At 72.0% G+C, this 15225-nt stretch carries 10 protein-coding genes, 3 tRNA genes, 1 other RNA gene and 2 pseudogenes; 10 read left to right on the top strand and 6 right to left on the bottom strand.

The window, feature by feature from the left end; all coding sequences use genetic code 11:
- Positions 1-46 precede the first annotated feature (46 nt).
- The 6 genes from ffs to ACIP94_RS32980 all read left to right on the top strand — a co-directional run bounded on the left by ffs (position 47) and on the right by ACIP94_RS32980 (position 8939).
- An RNA gene (gene ffs, locus ACIP94_RS33005) (signal recognition particle sRNA small type) lies at positions 47-143 on the top strand.
- A gap of 150 nt (positions 144-293) precedes the next feature.
- A complete protein-coding gene (locus tag ACIP94_RS33000; protein ID WP_402433964.1) occupies positions 294-2609 on the top strand; it encodes a DNA polymerase III subunit gamma and tau in 2316 nt (771 codons plus the stop codon).
- Between the two features lie 87 nt (positions 2610-2696).
- Positions 2697-3959 carry a phosphoribosylamine--glycine ligase gene (gene purD, locus ACIP94_RS32995; RefSeq protein WP_402433961.1) on the top strand — a complete coding sequence of 421 codons (1263 nt, stop codon included), beginning with the start codon at positions 2697-2699 and terminating at the stop codon, positions 3957-3959.
- A gap of 435 nt (positions 3960-4394) precedes the next feature.
- Positions 4395-6161 carry a hypothetical protein gene (locus ACIP94_RS32990; protein WP_402434129.1) on the top strand — a complete coding sequence of 589 codons (1767 nt, stop codon included), beginning with the start codon at positions 4395-4397 and terminating at the stop codon, positions 6159-6161.
- A gap of 294 nt (positions 6162-6455) precedes the next feature.
- A complete protein-coding gene (locus ACIP94_RS32985) occupies positions 6456-7955 on the top strand; it encodes a N,N-dimethylformamidase beta subunit family domain-containing protein (protein ID WP_402433958.1) in 1500 nt (499 codons plus the stop codon).
- Between the two features lie 84 nt (positions 7956-8039).
- Positions 8040-8939 carry a phosphoribosylaminoimidazolesuccinocarboxamide synthase gene (locus ACIP94_RS32980; RefSeq protein WP_402433955.1) on the top strand — a complete coding sequence of 300 codons (900 nt, stop codon included), beginning with the start codon at positions 8040-8042 and terminating at the stop codon, positions 8937-8939.
- A gap of 57 nt (positions 8940-8996) precedes the next feature.
- On the opposite strand, the gene ACIP94_RS32975 is transcribed toward ACIP94_RS32980, so the two are convergent.
- The 6 genes and pseudogenes from ACIP94_RS32975 to ACIP94_RS32950 all read right to left on the bottom strand — a co-directional run bounded on the left by ACIP94_RS32975 (position 8997) and on the right by ACIP94_RS32950 (position 11163).
- Positions 8997-9072 (bottom strand) — tRNA-Gly (locus ACIP94_RS32975).
- 23 nt (positions 9073-9095) lie between these two features.
- Positions 9096-9607, bottom strand: a pseudogene (locus ACIP94_RS32970) (DNA-binding response regulator); the annotation flags it as partial.
- A pseudogene (locus tag ACIP94_RS32965) lies at positions 9603-9982 on the bottom strand (ATP-binding cassette domain-containing protein); the annotation flags it as partial. The pseudogenes ACIP94_RS32970 and ACIP94_RS32965, both read right to left, overlap by 5 nt.
- A 187-nt stretch (positions 9983-10169) precedes the next feature.
- A tRNA-Gly gene (locus tag ACIP94_RS32960) sits at positions 10170-10245 on the bottom strand.
- Positions 10246-10322: 77 nt separating this feature from the next.
- Positions 10323-10397, bottom strand: a tRNA-Gly gene (locus ACIP94_RS32955).
- Positions 10398-10845: 448 nt separating this feature from the next.
- A complete protein-coding gene (locus tag ACIP94_RS32950) occupies positions 10846-11163 on the bottom strand; it encodes an Lsr2 family protein (RefSeq protein ID WP_351230561.1) in 318 nt (105 codons plus the stop codon).
- Between the two features lie 361 nt (positions 11164-11524).
- Here ACIP94_RS32950 and purS point away from each other — a divergent pair, with 361 nt between their 5' ends.
- From purS to ACIP94_RS32930, 4 genes are all read left to right on the top strand, one after another.
- Entirely contained in the window at positions 11525-11788 is a 264-nt protein-coding gene (purS, locus tag ACIP94_RS32945) for a phosphoribosylformylglycinamidine synthase subunit PurS (RefSeq protein ID WP_356132307.1), read from the top strand.
- Positions 11785-12465 carry a phosphoribosylformylglycinamidine synthase subunit PurQ gene (purQ, locus tag ACIP94_RS32940; RefSeq protein ID WP_402433951.1) on the top strand — a complete coding sequence of 227 codons (681 nt, stop codon included), beginning with the start codon at positions 11785-11787 and terminating at the stop codon, positions 12463-12465. The genes purS and purQ overlap by 4 nt, the downstream gene beginning before the upstream one ends.
- Entirely contained in the window at positions 12462-14720 is a 2259-nt protein-coding gene (gene purL / locus ACIP94_RS32935; RefSeq protein WP_402433948.1) for a phosphoribosylformylglycinamidine synthase subunit PurL, read from the top strand. The genes purQ and purL overlap by 4 nt, the downstream gene beginning before the upstream one ends.
- A 274-nt stretch (positions 14721-14994) precedes the next feature.
- Positions 14995-15219 carry a hypothetical protein gene (locus ACIP94_RS32930; protein WP_402433945.1) on the top strand — a complete coding sequence of 75 codons (225 nt, stop codon included), beginning with the start codon at positions 14995-14997 and terminating at the stop codon, positions 15217-15219.
- The last annotated feature ends 6 nt before the right edge of the window (positions 15220-15225 follow it).

Raw genomic sequence — 15225 nt, 5'->3', positions numbered from 1 at the left:
GTGCTAGCGAACTCGTTCGGGGGCCCGGCGATCGGGTAGGCTGGGTGTCAGCCCCTCACGCGGCGCTATCTGACTGAACTCCCCCAGGGCCGGAAGGCAGCAAGGGTAGGTCGGCTCTGGCGGGTGCGTGAGGGGTCTTTTCCGTTTCCGGGCGGGGAGGGTGGTTCCCGGCAGGTGGCCCGGGCGGCCCTCGTGGGGGGAGCGGCTGCCCGGCAGGTGGCCCGGGCGGGCCTCGTGGGGGGAGCGGCTCGGGGCGGGGCGGGTTGTCGGTGGGCGCCTATAACCTCGTAAGCGTGTCGTCTCTCGCGCTGTACCGCCGCTATCGCCCGGAGTCCTTCGCCGAGGTCATCGGGCAGGAGCATGTCACCGACCCGCTGCAGCAGGCGCTGCGGAACAACCGGGTCAATCACGCGTACCTGTTCAGCGGGCCCCGCGGCTGCGGCAAGACGACCAGCGCTCGCATCCTGGCGCGCTGCCTGAACTGTGAGAAGGGACCCACGCCGACTCCTTGCGGCGAGTGCCAGTCCTGCCGTGACCTGGCGAGGAACGGACCGGGGTCCATCGACGTCATCGAGATCGACGCCGCGTCGCACGGTGGTGTGGACGACGCCCGTGACCTGCGCGAGAAGGCCTTCTTCGGACCCGCGGGCAGCCGGTACAAGATCTACATCATCGACGAGGCCCACATGGTCACGTCGGCCGGTTTCAACGCGCTGCTGAAGGTCGTCGAGGAGCCGCCCGAGCACCTCAAGTTCATCTTCGCGACCACCGAGCCGGAGAAGGTCATCGGGACCATCCGCTCGCGCACCCACCACTACCCCTTCCGGCTCGTGCCGCCCGCGACCCTGCGGAACTACCTCGCCGAGGTGTGCCAGAAGGAGAACATCCCCGTCGAGGACGGGGTCCTGCCGCTCGTCGTGCGCGCGGGCGCGGGGTCCGTGCGTGACTCCATGTCCGTCATGGACCAGCTCCTGGCGGGTGCGGGCGCCGACGGTGTGACGTATGCCATGGCCACCTCGCTGCTCGGGTACACGGACGGCTCGCTGCTGGACTCCGTGGTCGAGGCCTTCGCCTCGGGGGACGGCTCCGCCGCCTTCGAGGTCGTGGACCGGGTCATCGAGGGGGGCAACGATCCACGCCGGTTCGTCGCCGACCTGCTGGAGCGGCTGCGGGACCTGGTGATCCTCGCCGCCGTGCCCGACGCGGTCGAGAAGGGGCTCATCGACGCCCCGGCCGATGTACTGGAGCGGATGCAGGCCCAGGCGGGCGTGTTCGGCCCGGCCGAGCTGAGCCGCGCCGCCGACCTCGTCAACGAGGGGCTCACGGAGATGCGGGGCGCGACCTCGCCCCGGCTCCAGCTCGAGCTGATCTGCGCGCGCGTGCTGCTGCCCGCCGCGTACGGGGACGAGCGGTCGGTCATGGCCCGCCTCGACCGGCTGGAGCGCGGCGTCAACTTCTCCGGCGGTGGCGCGGGCCCCGCCATGGGCTATGTCCCGGGACCGGGGGCGCACGACGCGATGGCCGGGCCGGTGCCGCAGCACGCGGCGCCCGTTCCGCCCGGCGGCGGTGCCGCGGCGGCCCGGGCCGCGGTGCGGTCCGGGGGCACCGGGCCCGTCGGTGCGCCGGCGCCCGGCGCGGATGCGTACGGGGCCGGTGGTCCCGGTGGCCAGGACGGTGAGGCGACGCCCGCCGCGGCCCCGCAGCCCGCGCCCCAGGAGAGGGCCCCGGCCCCCTCGGCTCAGCCTCCGGCCGCCGCCCCCGCTCAGCCTCCGGCCGCCGCCCCCGCTCAGCCTCCGGCCGCCGCCCCCGCTCAGCCGCAGGCTCCGGCTGCTCCCGCTCCCGGCGCCTGGCCCGCCGCCACCGCGGCCGGCGGCGGTGGCCGACGGCCCGGCGGATGGCCCACGGCGGCGCCCGCGGGCGGGAGGCAGGCCCCTGCCGCGCCCGTGCCATCGGCGGGCCCCGCCGCCGCGTCGGCTCCCGCCGCGTCCGCTCCGGCCGCCGCGTCCGCTCCGGCGGCGGCGGCCGTCCCGGCTCCCGGCGGCCTCGACCCCCGCATGCTGTGGCCGAACATTCTGGAGGCCGTGAAGAACCGCCGCCGCTTCACCTGGATCCTGCTGAGCCAGAACGCGCAGGTGGTGGGCTTCGACGGCACGACGCTGCAACTGGGCTTCGTGAACGCGGGCGCGCGGGACAACTTCCTGAGCAGCGGCAGCGAGGATGTGCTGCGCCAGGCCCTGGCCGAGCAGTTCAACGTGCAGTGGAAGATCGAGGCGATCGTCGACCCGTCGGGCGGCTCGGCCCCGCCGGCCTCCGGGGGCTCCGGCTTCGGCGGCGGCTTCAATGCCGGTGGCGGCGGTGGGGCGGCGGCCGCCCCGCGTCCCGCACTCCAGCAGTCGGCACCGGCGGCGCGTCCGGCGGCGGCCCCGTCCCCGGCGCCGGCGGGCCCCGCCTCAGCCCCGGCCCCCGCGCCGGCGCGGGGGCCGGTCGCGCCCGAGGACGACATGCCGGAGGACGACGACCCCGACCTTGAGGAGTCGGCCCTCTCGGGCCATGAACTGATCGTCCGGGAACTGGGCGCCACCGTGGTGGAGGAGTTCTCCAACGAGTGACGGGTTGGGTAAAGCCACAAACCCCCGACCCGCCTCCCTTCGGCGGCCCCCACAAGGGCAAGGCCTCGCGCCCGTTAGGCTGACCCCGTGAAGGTCCTCGTCATCGGCAGCGGTGCCCGCGAACACGCCCTGTGCCGTTCCCTCTCCCTCGACCCCGACGTCACCGCCCTGCACTGTGCCCCCGGCAACGCGGGCATCGCCGAGGTGGCCCAGCTGCACCAGGTCGACGCCCTCGACGGAGGCGCCGTGGCCGCGCTCGCCGCGGAACTCGGCGTCGGCCTCGTCGTCGTGGGCCCGGAGGCACCGCTCGTCGCGGGTGTCGCGGACGCGGTGCGCGAGGCCGGCATCCCCGTCTTCGGCCCCTCCGGGGAGGCCGCGCAGCTCGAGGGCTCCAAGGCGTTCGCCAAGGATGTGATGGCGGCGGCGGGCGTCCCCACCGCACGTTCGTACGTCTGTACGAACGCCGACGAGGTCGAGGACGCGCTCGACGCCTTCGGCGCCCCGTATGTCGTGAAGGACGACGGTCTCGCCGCCGGAAAGGGCGTCGTCGTCACCGCCGATCTCGACGCCGCGCGGGCGCACGCGGCCCACTGCGAGCGCGTCGTCATCGAGGAGTTCCTGGACGGCCCCGAGGTCTCCCTCTTCGCCATCACCGACGGCGAGACGGTGCTCCCACTCCAGCCCGCGCAGGACTTCAAGCGCGCGCTGGACGGCGACGAGGGGCCGAACACGGGCGGCATGGGTGCGTACTCGCCGCTTCCCTGGGCCGATCCGAAGCTGGTCGACGAGGTCCTGCGGACCGTTCTCCAGCCCACGGTCGACGAGATGCGCCGCCGCGGCACCCCGTTCTCCGGTCTGTTGTACGCGGGCCTGGCGATCACCTCGCGGGGTGTGCGGGTCATCGAGTTCAACGCCCGCTTCGGCGACCCGGAGACCCAGGTCGTCCTGGCCCGGCTGAAGTCCCCGCTCGCCGGTGTGCTGCTGGCCGCGGCGAACGGCACCCTCGCCGATGTCGGACCCCTTCGCTGGAGCGACGACGCGGCCGTCACCGTGGTCGTGGCCTCGCACAACTATCCGGGCACCCCGCGCACCGGCGATCCGATCACCGGCCTCGACGAGGTGGCGGCCGAGGACGCCCCGCACGCGTACGTCCTGCACGCGGGCACCCGGCGCGAGGGCGACGCGGTGGTGAGCGCGGGCGGCCGCGTGCTGTCCGTCACGGCGACCGGCGAGGACCTCGCCGAGGCGCGCCGGCGGGCCTACGCGGCGGTGGGCCGCATCCGCCTCGAGGGCTCCCAGCACCGTACGGACATCGCGGCGAAGGCCGCGGGGGCCGCCGCCCGGGCCTGAACGATGAACCCCACGGGCCCCGCATCCGTCTCCGGATGTGGGGCCCGTGCCATGTGCGCGTGGTCACCTGGTGGTCGTCAGCGTGGTCACCTGGTGGTCATGTGGCCGCCGTACGGTGATCGCGAACCGGAGCCCGGCCCCCGCCCTGCGTCATCCACCTTTCCCCAAAGCCATTCCATCGGGTGAGCGGTGACCCATCCGGCTGACGGCGGCCGGAGCCCCAACTAGGGTGCGGCGCAAGCAGTTCCGGCACTTGGCCCACCGGCATTGCGATGTCAGTGGCGGGTGCCACAGTGGGGGAGTGAGCAACGCACGGGTGTCCGGCGACGTCTTCCGCGACGGACACGACGGAGACCGTCACGGCGCAGGTCGCGCCGGACGGAGGCGGGCTGTACAGAGGCGGGACAGAGGGGGTGACGTCCGGTCGTGACCGGTATGGGTGTGGAGGTGGGCGCGCAGGCCGCGCGCGCACGGGCTCTTGCCGTGCTGCGGATCCGCGGCAGGGCACTGGCCGTCGCCCTGCTGCCCGCCGCCGTCGCCATCGTGCTCATGGCCGGCGAGTCCACCGGACACATCAGCGGCCGGCACTGGGGGATCGCCCGCTGGGTCATGACCGCCGTCGCCGCTGTCGTGCTGCTCTCCGCCGCCGGTATCGCCCTCGTCGTCGCCCGCGCCCGCCCCGCCGTCAGCCCGACGGTCCCGGTCCCGGAGGACGCGGCCCCCGATCTGTACCGGATGGTCAGGGACCTGGCCGACCGCCTGGACGTCCCGGCCCCGTCCGCGATAGCCCTCACACCCGACTGCGACAGCTGGCTGGAGGACCGCACACACCGTGCCCACGGCCCGCCGTCCCGCGTCCGGGAGGACATGGCCGCGGCGCGGGGGATACGCGCCCTGTCCTCGCCCCGGCCCCACCGGGCCCCGACCGCGCCCGTGCTCGTCATAGGCTCGCCGTTCCTGTGGTGGATGCGGGTGGGCGAGCTGCGCGCGGTCCTCGCCCCGGTCGTGGCGGGCACGGGCCCGTCGGCGCACCCGGACATAGCGGCGGCCCGCCGTTTCGTACGAGGACTGGACGCGGCCGTGGCCGTGACGGCCGCACCCGAGCACAGCCCGCTGATACGCACGCTGCTCGCCGGTGCCGGCTGGGTGGCCCGCCTGCTGCTGCGGAGCTGCCGGGGGCATGCGGCGGAGATGGAGCGGGGGGTGGCGGCGGCCGCGGCCGAGCGTGCACAGGCTGTGGACTACGGACTGCGGATCGTCGCCCAGGAGCAGGTGGGGCTGGCGTACGCGGGCTGGGACCGCCTGCTGACCCGGGTCGCGCTGCCGGCCTGGCGGATGGGCCGCTGGCCCTCGCGGCTGGACGCGGGTGTGGTCGCGGCGCTGACCGAGCTGTCGCGCCGGGACCGGCTGGCCGAGGGCTTCACCTCCCGGCTGGGCGAGCGACCGGCCTGTGACCTGCTGGAGGAGCCCGGTGTCATGGACGAGGCGGCCTCGCTGCTCGCCGCCCGCCTCTTCCACGGGGGCCCGGCCGAGCCCGGCCCGCAGTGGGCTCCCGTGGACTGGCGCGACTACCCGGAGGAGGTCGTCGACCGCAAGTGGCGCATGGACGCCGCCCGCCTCCAGCGCGTTCTGGACGCCCTGGGCGTCCACCAGCCCACGCCCAGGACGCTGCCCGGTGCGGACGGCCCGACGCTGGAGCGGGTGCTGGAGTATCTGACGGTCCGGGCGCCACGCACCGGGGACGAGGCGCCGGTGCCCACGGCCGCCGCCGACGACGACGGTGTGGTCGCCGGTGTGCGCGCCGCCGCCCTCGTCGCCGGGCTCAGCGCCGCGATGGCGCGGGAGGAGTCGGCCGTCGGCCGGACAGCGGGGGGCGGCGAGGCGGGACAGGCGCCGGGCCCGATCCCGGCGCTGTGGGACGAGGGAGTGCTCCCGCTGTTCCCGCTCCAGCCGCCGCGCACCGGCCGGGAACTGCTTGTGGATCATGTCACCGCGATGGTGTGCTGCGCGGCGATGGACACGGCGGGAGCGGTGCCGGGGCTCGACTGGCTGGACGGGCCGTCCCTCCTGGTCAGGGGCGAGCGCGCGGCCGACCTCGCCCCCCGGGTCCTCACCCTGGTCGAGGAGGGCGACCCGGCCCCGCTGCGCAGCTGGCTGCTGAGCCTGGGGGTGCGCGCCGAGAAGCCGGTCCGGTTGGTCTGACATCCGGCCAGACGGCACCCGCGACCCCTCGGCCCGGGCCGACCCGGAACCCGCTCCCGCCCGCACCCGCCCCATCCGTCGACAGCCCCGCCGCGCCCACCTGCGGAAATGCCAGGCCCTCCGGTTCCGCACCCCGGCCCCTGGCCGGAGAATCCCATTCCGTTCACGTCAATTCACGACGAACGGTGACGGAGTGCGTGCGTAATGTGATGTGCTGGGACCGATAAGCGCACGAGGCACATGCCAAAGCAAGAGCTGACGACGGCTCACGGGGGACGAGGGAGGGGACATCACATGGGGTCGGAGCACATCCGCCGCTGGGAGTCGGGCGCTCTCGCGCATGCCGTGACGGATCCTTTCGGCCAGGGCCCCGTTCCCTGGCTCCGGGGAAGTGAGACGTACTTCGACGACACGGGACACGTGGTCCCCTGGTACGTGGACCCGGCACCGGCCCACATCCCGTCCCAGGGCTCCACGGGCGCCCGTATCCCGGCGCCCCGCACCAGCGGCCCCCGCTCCGCCGACGACGTCCACCGCCAGATCAAGGGCTTCACCTCGACGGGCGCGGTGGCGCCGGGCGACGCCATCGACTTCCGCATCACCGTCGACCCTCCCCAGGAGTTCGCCGTCGACGTGTACCGGATCGGGCACTACGGCGGCGACGGCGCATCCAAGATCACTACCAGCCCCCGTCTCTCCGGCATCGTCCAGCCACCCCCGCTCACCGCCGACCGCACGGTCTCCTGCCACCACTGGTGGCTCTCCTGGCGGCTCCAGGTCCCCTCGTACTGGAGCATCGGCGCGTACGTCGCGGTCCTCACCACCGCCGACGGCTACCGCTCCCACGTGCCCTTCACCGTCCGCGACGGCCGCCCCGCGGACCTGCTCCTGCTGCTTCCCGACGTCACCTGGCAGGCGTACAACCTCTATCCCGAGGACGGGCACACCGGTGCCAGCCTCTACCACGCCTGGGACGAGAACGGCCGGCTGCTCGGCGAGGCCGACGCCGCCACCACGGTCTCCTTCGACCGTCCGTACGCGGGCGCGGGCCTGCCCCTGCACGTCGGCCACGCCTACGACTTCATCCGCTGGGCCGAGCGCTACGGCTACGACATCGCCTACGCCGACGCCCGCGATCTGCACGCGGGCCGTGTCGACCCCACCCGTTACCGCGGCCTCGTCTTCCCCGGCCACGACGAGTACTGGTCGACGCAGATGCGCCGCACCGTGGAACTCGCCCGTGAACACGGCACCTCGCTGGTGTTCCTGTCCGCCAACACCATGTACTGGCAGGTGGAGCTGGGACCCTCCCCGTCCGGGGTCCCGGACCGGCTGCTCACCTGCCGCAAGCGCCGCGGCCCCGGGAAGCCCGCGCTATGGCGGGAGATCGACCGTCCCGAGCAGGAGATGATCGGCATCCAGTACGCGGGTCGGGTCCCCGAGCCGCACCCCCTCGTCGTCCGCAACGCCGAGCACTGGCTGTGGGAGTCGACCGGCGCCCACGAGGGTGACGAACTGGACGGGATGGTCGCCGGCGAGGCGGACCGTTACTTCCCCCGTGCCCCCCTGCCCGAGCACCAGGGCCGGATCCTGCTCGCGCACTCCCCGTACCGGGACGGCGAGGGCGTCCTGCGTCACCAGGAGACCTCCCTGTACCGGGCCCCGTCGGGAGCCCTGGTCTTCGCCTCCGGGACATTCGCCTGGTCCCCCGCCCTGGACCGCCCCGGCCACACGGACGCCCGAATCCAGCAGGCCACGGCGAACCTCCTGGACCGCATCTGCAAGCGGGACTGAGCCCTCCCCGGCCGCCCCCACCCCTGGCTCGCTTCCCGCATACGGGAGAATCGAGCCAATTGGACAGAACCACGGGGAGGAACCGTGTCCGGATTCGTGGAAAAGCCCGAGCCCGTCCAGGTGCCGGGTCTGGTGCATCTGCACACCGGGAAGGTGCGCGAGCTGTACCAGAACGAGGCGGGCGACCTCGTGATGGTCGCCAGCGACCGTACGTCCGCATTCGACTGGGTGCTGCCGACCGAGATCCCGGACAAGGGCCGGATCCTCACCCAGCTGTCGCTCTGGTGGTTCGACCAGCTCCGCGATCTGGTGCCGAGCCATGTCCTGAGCACCGAGCTCCCGCCCGGCGCCCCGGCCGACTGGGCCGGCCGCACCCTGGTCTGCAAGTCCCTGCGGATGATCCCCGTGGAGTGCGTGGCCCGGGGCTATCTGACCGGCTCGGGTCTCGTCGAGTACCGGGAGTCCCGGACGGTCTGCGGCCTCGCCCTGCCCGAGGGACTGGTGGACGGCTCGGAGCTGCCCGCGCCGATCTTCACGCCCGCCACCAAGGCCGCGGTCGGCGAGCACGACGAGAACGTCTCCTACGAGGAGGTCGCCCGCCAGGTCGGCGCCGAGACCGCCGCCCAGCTCCGGCAGGCGACCCTCGCGGTCTACGGCCGTGCCCGGGACATCGCCCGCGAGCGCGGGATCATCCTGGCGGACACCAAGTTCGAGTTCGGGTACGACGGCGACACCCTCGTCCTCGCCGACGAGGTCCTCACCCCGGACTCCTCCCGCTTCTGGCCGGCCGACCGGTGGGAGCCGGGCCGCTCCCAGCCGTCGTTCGACAAGCAGTTCGTCCGGGACTGGCTCACCTCTCCGGCCGCCGGCTGGGACCGCAACGGCGAGCAGCCCCCGCCGGCGCTGCCGCAGGAGATCGTGGAGGCGACCCGGGCGAAGTACGTGGAGGCGTACGAGCGTCTGACGGGCGTCCGCTGGGCCTGACGGCCGCCCGCCGCACACGGGAAAGGCCCCGGTCGACTGACCGGGGCCTTTGCTCCGTGGAGCGGACGACGAGGCTCGAACTCGCGACCTCAACCTTGGCAAGGTTGCGCTCTACCAACTGAGCTACGTCCGCACTGCGCCGTTGCGCGAGAGCAACTATACCCAACCTCGCTCCCGTGCGAGACGCACCGCGGCATGACGGTTCTCCGCCCCGAGCTTCGAGACGGCCGAGGACGGACAGTTCCTCACGGTTGCCTGCGACAGCGCGGCCCGCTCGGCGATCTCCGTCACGGGCGCCCCCTCGCCGGCCGGCTCGAGCACCTCGGCCTGGCGGGCGGTCAGCGCCGGCCCCGACGGAGATCGCGTCCGCGGCCAATTCCGGGTCTCCATAGCGGTTTCCCGCGTGCACGGTGCGAATGATCTCCGCGAGCCGCTGCGCGCTGACGGTCTTCGGGACGAACCGCGCACACCGGCCTCGAGGCCCCGTTTCAGATGCCCGGGCCGGCCGTGACCGGTGACGATCAGCACCTGGCACGCCGGCAGCTCGGCCCGCAGGGATGTGGCGACCTTCACACCGTCCGCCCCGGCATCTGGAGATCCAGTACCGCCACATCGGGCCGGTGCGCCCGGGCCATGGCCGGTGCCTCGGGACCGGTCGCCGCCCTCGCCCCCGGACGGCTGCTTCACCCGGACGCCCGAGCGGTGGGCGAGGCCGACGAGCTCCAGCGCCCTCTCCGTGGGACGGGCGCCGCTTGTGCGGTCGGCCCACATCCTGACGGTCTCCGCGACCGTCAACTCAGAGGGGAAGCCGCCCTCCTGGAGCATCAGACCGATTCCGGGGCGTACGGCCGCCCGCTCCTCGTGCGGATCATGTCCCAGGATCCGCATCCGGCCCGCCGGTCGGCGGTGCGAGACCCTCCAGCAGCTCCACCGTCGAGGTCTTGCCCGCACCGTAGGTGCCGAGGAGCGCGAAGAGCTCGCCGCGGGCCACCGAAAGGGATCCCGCGTACGGCTTCGAAGCCGCCCGTACAGTCGGCGCGGATCCGTGACCTGGATCACTTCGTCGCGCTCGTTCGTGTTCATGGTTCAAGCGCCTCCGCGTGCCGAAGCGGCCGGGAGTGCGCGATGTCATCGCTCGGTGCGACAAATGTCAGACGTCCGTGCGGCCCACGCCGCCTCGGACCCGCACACGGGAAAGGCCCCGGTCGACTGACCGGGGCCTTTGCTCCGTGGAGCGGACGACGAGGCTCGAACTCGCGACCTCAACCTTGGCAAGGTTGCGCTCTACCAACTGAGCTACGTCCGCATTGCTCCCGACCGGCTCTCACCGATCGGTGCAAGCACCAGCTTACCTGATCCAGAAGACTGGTTGAGCCGGTGCCGTGGAGCGGGTGACAGGGATTGCACACTGCGCCTCCCCCTTGGAAAGGGGGTGTTCTGCTACTGAACTACACCCGCGTGACCCCTTGGGCCTCGGCCTTTCGGCCTCGCCCCTCGGCGTGCTCCAGACTCTAGCTGATCACCTGGGGTGCAACGCAAGTCGGCTGCGAACGGGGCGGGATGGAGGCCCCGCGTGCCCCCACGAGCCACGACAAGGCCGCCGTGACGGGAACGCCAGACTGGGTACAGGAACGCCCAAGTGGCGCAAAAACCCCGAGCGGCACACGACCCCGGTGGCACATGAGCCCGGAACCCAAGCCTCGGCGGACACAAGAACCACGGCGGACACAGCAACCCCTGCCGACACGGGAACCTCGGCCCGAGAGGAGAGAGTCGAGAGGCCACATCTCCGTGACGGGGCGGCGCGCGCCCGGAACGGTCAGCGCGCCCCCCGAATGGTCAGCGCGCCCGGTGCGCGGATCGGCGCGCCCGGCCCAACGCCGGGCGCGCCGCTCCCCGAACAGCCTCAGTGCGCCTCGGCGAACGCCTCGTAGACCTTCTTGGGGATGCGGCCCCGCGGCGGCACGTCCATCTTGTTGGAGCGCGCCCAGGCGCGGACCGCGGCCGGGTCGGGAGTCAACGCCGTGTGCGTGTAGGCCTTGCCGGACTTCGCCTTCTTGCGGCCGGCCTCGACGTAGGGCGCCAGCGCCTTACGCAGTTTCTTGGCATTGGCTTGATTGAGGTCGATCTCGTACGACTTGCCGTCCAGTCCGAAGACGATCGTTTCCGCCGCTTCTGAGCCGTCGATGTCGTCAAAGAGAGTGACCACGACACGCTGCGCCACGAATATCGGTCCCTTCGTGCGGCACCTCCGCGATCATCCGCCATGACGTGCGCGGACGTCCGGGGATGCCGGGGAGATGTCGACTGTCCGGCAGTAATTGGGCAAAGTATCGGCTATTGCCATTTCCTTTGTACAGTGCCCGGCATTGCATTGTGAAGACCGACTGAATACGTCCGCGTGTCCACCGGCAATGCTCCGCCGCCGCTCTTCTGCGGTTTTTCCAAGGATTTTCCGTCCAGAGACCGCCCGGCGTTGCGGGATCGTGATGGGGCTCACGTAGGAAGCTACCAATCTACGCGAGTAGAAATTTTGTGCGGGTAGTCTGAAGGAACCTGCTCAGCACCACACATCGGGAGTGCCAGTGGCACGCGTCGTAGTCGACGTCATGCTCAAGCCGGAGATCCTCGACCCCCAGGGCCAGGCGGTCCAGCGCGCCCTGCCGCGGCTCGGTTTCGAAGGCATCTCCGACGTACGTCAGGGAAAGCGATTCGAACTCGAGGTGGACGGGCCGGTCGATGACGCCGTGCTTGCCCGCATCCATGAGCTCGCGGAATCCTTCCTCGCCAACACCGTGATCGAGGACTTCACCGTCAAGGTGGAGGAAGTGGCGGAGGCCGCCAAGTGACCGCTCGTATTGGCGTCGTCACTTTCCCGGGGAGCCTCGACGACCGGGACACGCAGCGCGCGATCCGCCTCGCCGGCGCCGAGCCCGTCGCTCTCTGGCACAAGGACAAGGACCTCAAGCAGGCCGACGCCGTGGTGCTGCCGGGCGGTTTCTCGTACGGCGACTATCTGCGCGCCGGTGCCATCTCCCGCTTCTCGCCGGTGATGGAGACCGTCATCGAGCAGGCGAAGGCCGGGCTGCCGGTCCTCGGCATCTGCAACGGCTTCCAGATCCTCACCGAGGCCCACCTCCTTCCGGGCGGGATGCTCGGCAACGACCACCTCCACTTCATCTGCCGCGACCAGAAGCTGCGGGTGGAGAACGCGGAGACGTCCTGGACCAGCGACTACACCGCCGGTCAGGACATCCACATCCCGCTGAAGAACATGGACGGCCGGTACGTCGCCGACGAGTACACGCTCGACAAGCTGGAGGCCGAGGGCCGGGTCGTCTTCCGATACCTGGACTTCAACCCGAACGGCTCGCTCCGCGACATCGCCGGCATCACCAACGAGGCCGGGAACGTCGTCGGCCTCATGCCGCACCCGGAGCACGCCGTCGAGCCGCTGATCGGTACCGGGCGTACCGACGGGCTCCCGTTCTTCACGTCGATCCTCAAGAAGCTGGTGGGCGCATGAGCCGGACGCCTCTGGACACGGTCGAGCACGCGACCGCGACCCCCGACGTCGAGCTGCCCTGGGCCGAACTCGGCCTGAAGAAGGACGAGTACGAGCGGGTCGTGGAGATCCTGGGCCGCCGCCCCACCGGCGCCGAGCTCGCCATGTACTCGGTCATGTGGTCCGAGCACTGCTCGTACAAGTCCTCCAAGGTCCACCTCCGCCAGTTCGGTGAGAAGGCCCCCGAGTCCGACGCCCTGCTCGTCGGCATCGGCGAGAACGCCGGTGTCGTCGACGTCGGCCAGGGCTACGCGGTGACCTTCAAGGTCGAGTCGCACAACCACCCGTCCTATGTGGAGCCCTACCAGGGCGCCGCGACCGGTGTCGGCGGCATCGTGCGCGACATCATCGCGATGGGGGCGCGGCCGGTGGCCGTCGTCGACCCGCTGCGCTTCGGCGCGGCCGACCACCCCGACACCAAGCGCGTCCTGCCGGGTGTCGTCGCCGGCATCGGCGGCTACGGCAACTGCCTCGGCCTGCCCAACATCGGCGGCGAGGTCGTCTTCGACGCCTGCTACCAGGGCAACCCGCTGGTCAACGCGGGCGCCATCGGTGTCATGCGGCATGAGGACATCCACCTCGCGAAGGCCTCCGGCGCGGGCAACAAGGTCGTTCTCTACGGCGCCCGTACGGGTGGCGACGGCATCGGCGGCGCCTCGATCCTCGCCTCCGAGACGTTCGACGACGCCAAGCCGAGCAAGCGCCCGGCCGTCCAGGTCGGCGACCCCTTCCAGGAGAAGCTGCTCATCGAGTGCACCCTGGAGGCCTTCCAGGAGAAGCTGGTCGTCGGCATCCAGGACCTCGGCGCCGCCGGTCTGTCCTGCGCCACCTCGGAGCTGGCGTCCAACGGCTCCGGCGGTATGCGCGTGACCCTGGACGACGTGCCGCTGCGCGACTCCACGCTCTCGCCGGAGGAGATCCTCATGAGCGAGTCGCAGGAACGGATGTGCGCGGTCGTCGAGCCGGAGAAGGTCGACCGTTTCCTGGAGATCTGCGCGAAGTGGGACGTCATCGCCACCGTCATCGGTGAGGTGACGGACGGGGACCGGCTGGAGATCTACTGGCACGGCGAGAAGATCGTCGACGTGGACCCGCGGACGGTCGCGCACGAGGGCCCGGTCTACGAACGCCCGTACGCCCGCCCCGAGTGGCAGGACGCGCTCCAGGCCGACGACGCGAACAAGCTGCCGCGGCCCGAGACGTCCGAAGAGCTCAAGGACCAGGTCCTGAGGCTGGTGGCGTCCCCCAACCAGGCGTCCAAGAAGTGGATCACGTCGCAGTACGACCACTTCGTCCAGGGCAACACGGTCCTCGCCCAGCCCGAGGACTCCGGGATGATCCGCATCGACGAGACGACCGGGCTCGGTGTCGCCATCGCGACCGACGGCAACGGGCGGTACGCGAAGCTCGACCCGTACGCGGGCGCGCAGCTCGCGCTCGCCGAGGCGTACCGGAACGTGGCCACCACGGGCGCCAGGCCGCTCGCCGTCTCCGACTGCCTGAACTTCGGCTCGCCCGAGGACCCGGCCGTGATGTGGCAGTTCGCGGAGGCCGTCCGCGGACTGGCCGACGCCTGCCGGCAGTTGGGCACCCCGGTGACCGGCGGCAACGTCTCCCTTTACAACCAGACGGGCGAGGTGGCCATCCACCCGACCCCGGTCGTTGCGGTGCTGGGTGTCATCGACGATGTCGCCCGCCGTACGCCGGTGGCCTTCCGGGAGGAGGGCCAGCTGCTCTACGTCCTCGGCGACACCCGTGAGGAGTTCGGCGGTTCGGCGTGGTCGCAGGTCGTCCACGACCACCTCGGCGGTCTGCCGCCGCAGCTCGACCTGGAGCGTGAGCGGCTCCTGGCCGAGATCCTGATCTCCGCCTCCCGCGACGGCATGATCGACTCCGCGCACGACCTGTCCGACGGCGGTCTGGTCCAGGCCGTGGTCGAGTCGGCGCTGCTCGGCGGCAAGGGCGCGCGGCTGATCGTGCCGGACGGGCTGGACGCGTTCACCTTCCTCTTCTCCGAGTCGGCGGGCCGCGCGATCGTCGCGGTGCCGCGCTCCGAGGAGGTCCGCTTCAACGACATGTGCGGCGCGCGCGGCCTGCCCGCCACCCGCATCGGTGTCGTGGACGGTGACACGGTGGAAGTCCAGGGCGAGTTCGAGCTGTCGCTGGCGGAGCTGCGCGAGGCCCACGAGGGAACGATCCCGGCACTCCTCAAGTAGACCCGGGCCGTACGACGGTGCAGGCCCCGCCCGCTGCGACGGGCGGGGCCTGCCGCCGTGGCCGTCAGGCCGCGACGGGCTCGCTCGCCGGTGCCGGTGCGCCCTGTGCCGGGTGGTCCCGGGCAGTCGCAGCGCCGGCTGCGGACACACCACCATGAGGGCGGCCACGCGGACGAACACGGCGTCCCACGCGCCGACGTAGGACTCCGGGAGCCCGGCGCGGAGCCACCACAGGCAGATGTCGCTGCGGGGGTGATGGCCAACAGGTGGAGGAGTGGAGGAAGACGACCGCGGAGACCGCCGAGCCTCCGATGGCACGCTCGCCCTGATCGCCGCCGCCACGCTGAGTGCCGCCCTCAACGCCCTCGTCGGGGAGCACCACCGCCGCATCGACGGCGGCGAGACGTCGACGAGGTCGCCACCGACGCCGCCGAACGCTGCCCACCGCGCCTTCGACCTGCTCGCGAAGGGCCTGAACGGGTACGCGGTGAAGGCATAGGCTCAC

The organism is Streptomyces sp. NPDC093261 (assembly GCF_044753645.1).
GTDB lineage: Bacteria > Actinomycetota > Actinomycetes > Streptomycetales > Streptomycetaceae > Streptomyces.
This window is presented reverse-complemented; position numbering and strand designations above follow the sequence as displayed.

Bases quoted from the DNA above. Each gene is read 5' to 3' on its own strand.
- ACIP94_RS32985 (WP_402433958.1), top strand. From the start codon at position 6,456: ATGGGGTCGGAGCACATCCGCCGCTGGGAGTCGGGCGCTCTCGCGCAT.
- purL (WP_402433948.1), top strand. From the start codon at position 12,462: ATGAGCCGGACGCCTCTGGACACGGTCGAGCACGCGACCGCGACCCCC.
- ACIP94_RS32990 (WP_402434129.1), top strand. From the start codon at position 4,395: ATGGGTGTGGAGGTGGGCGCGCAGGCCGCGCGCGCACGGGCTCTTGCC.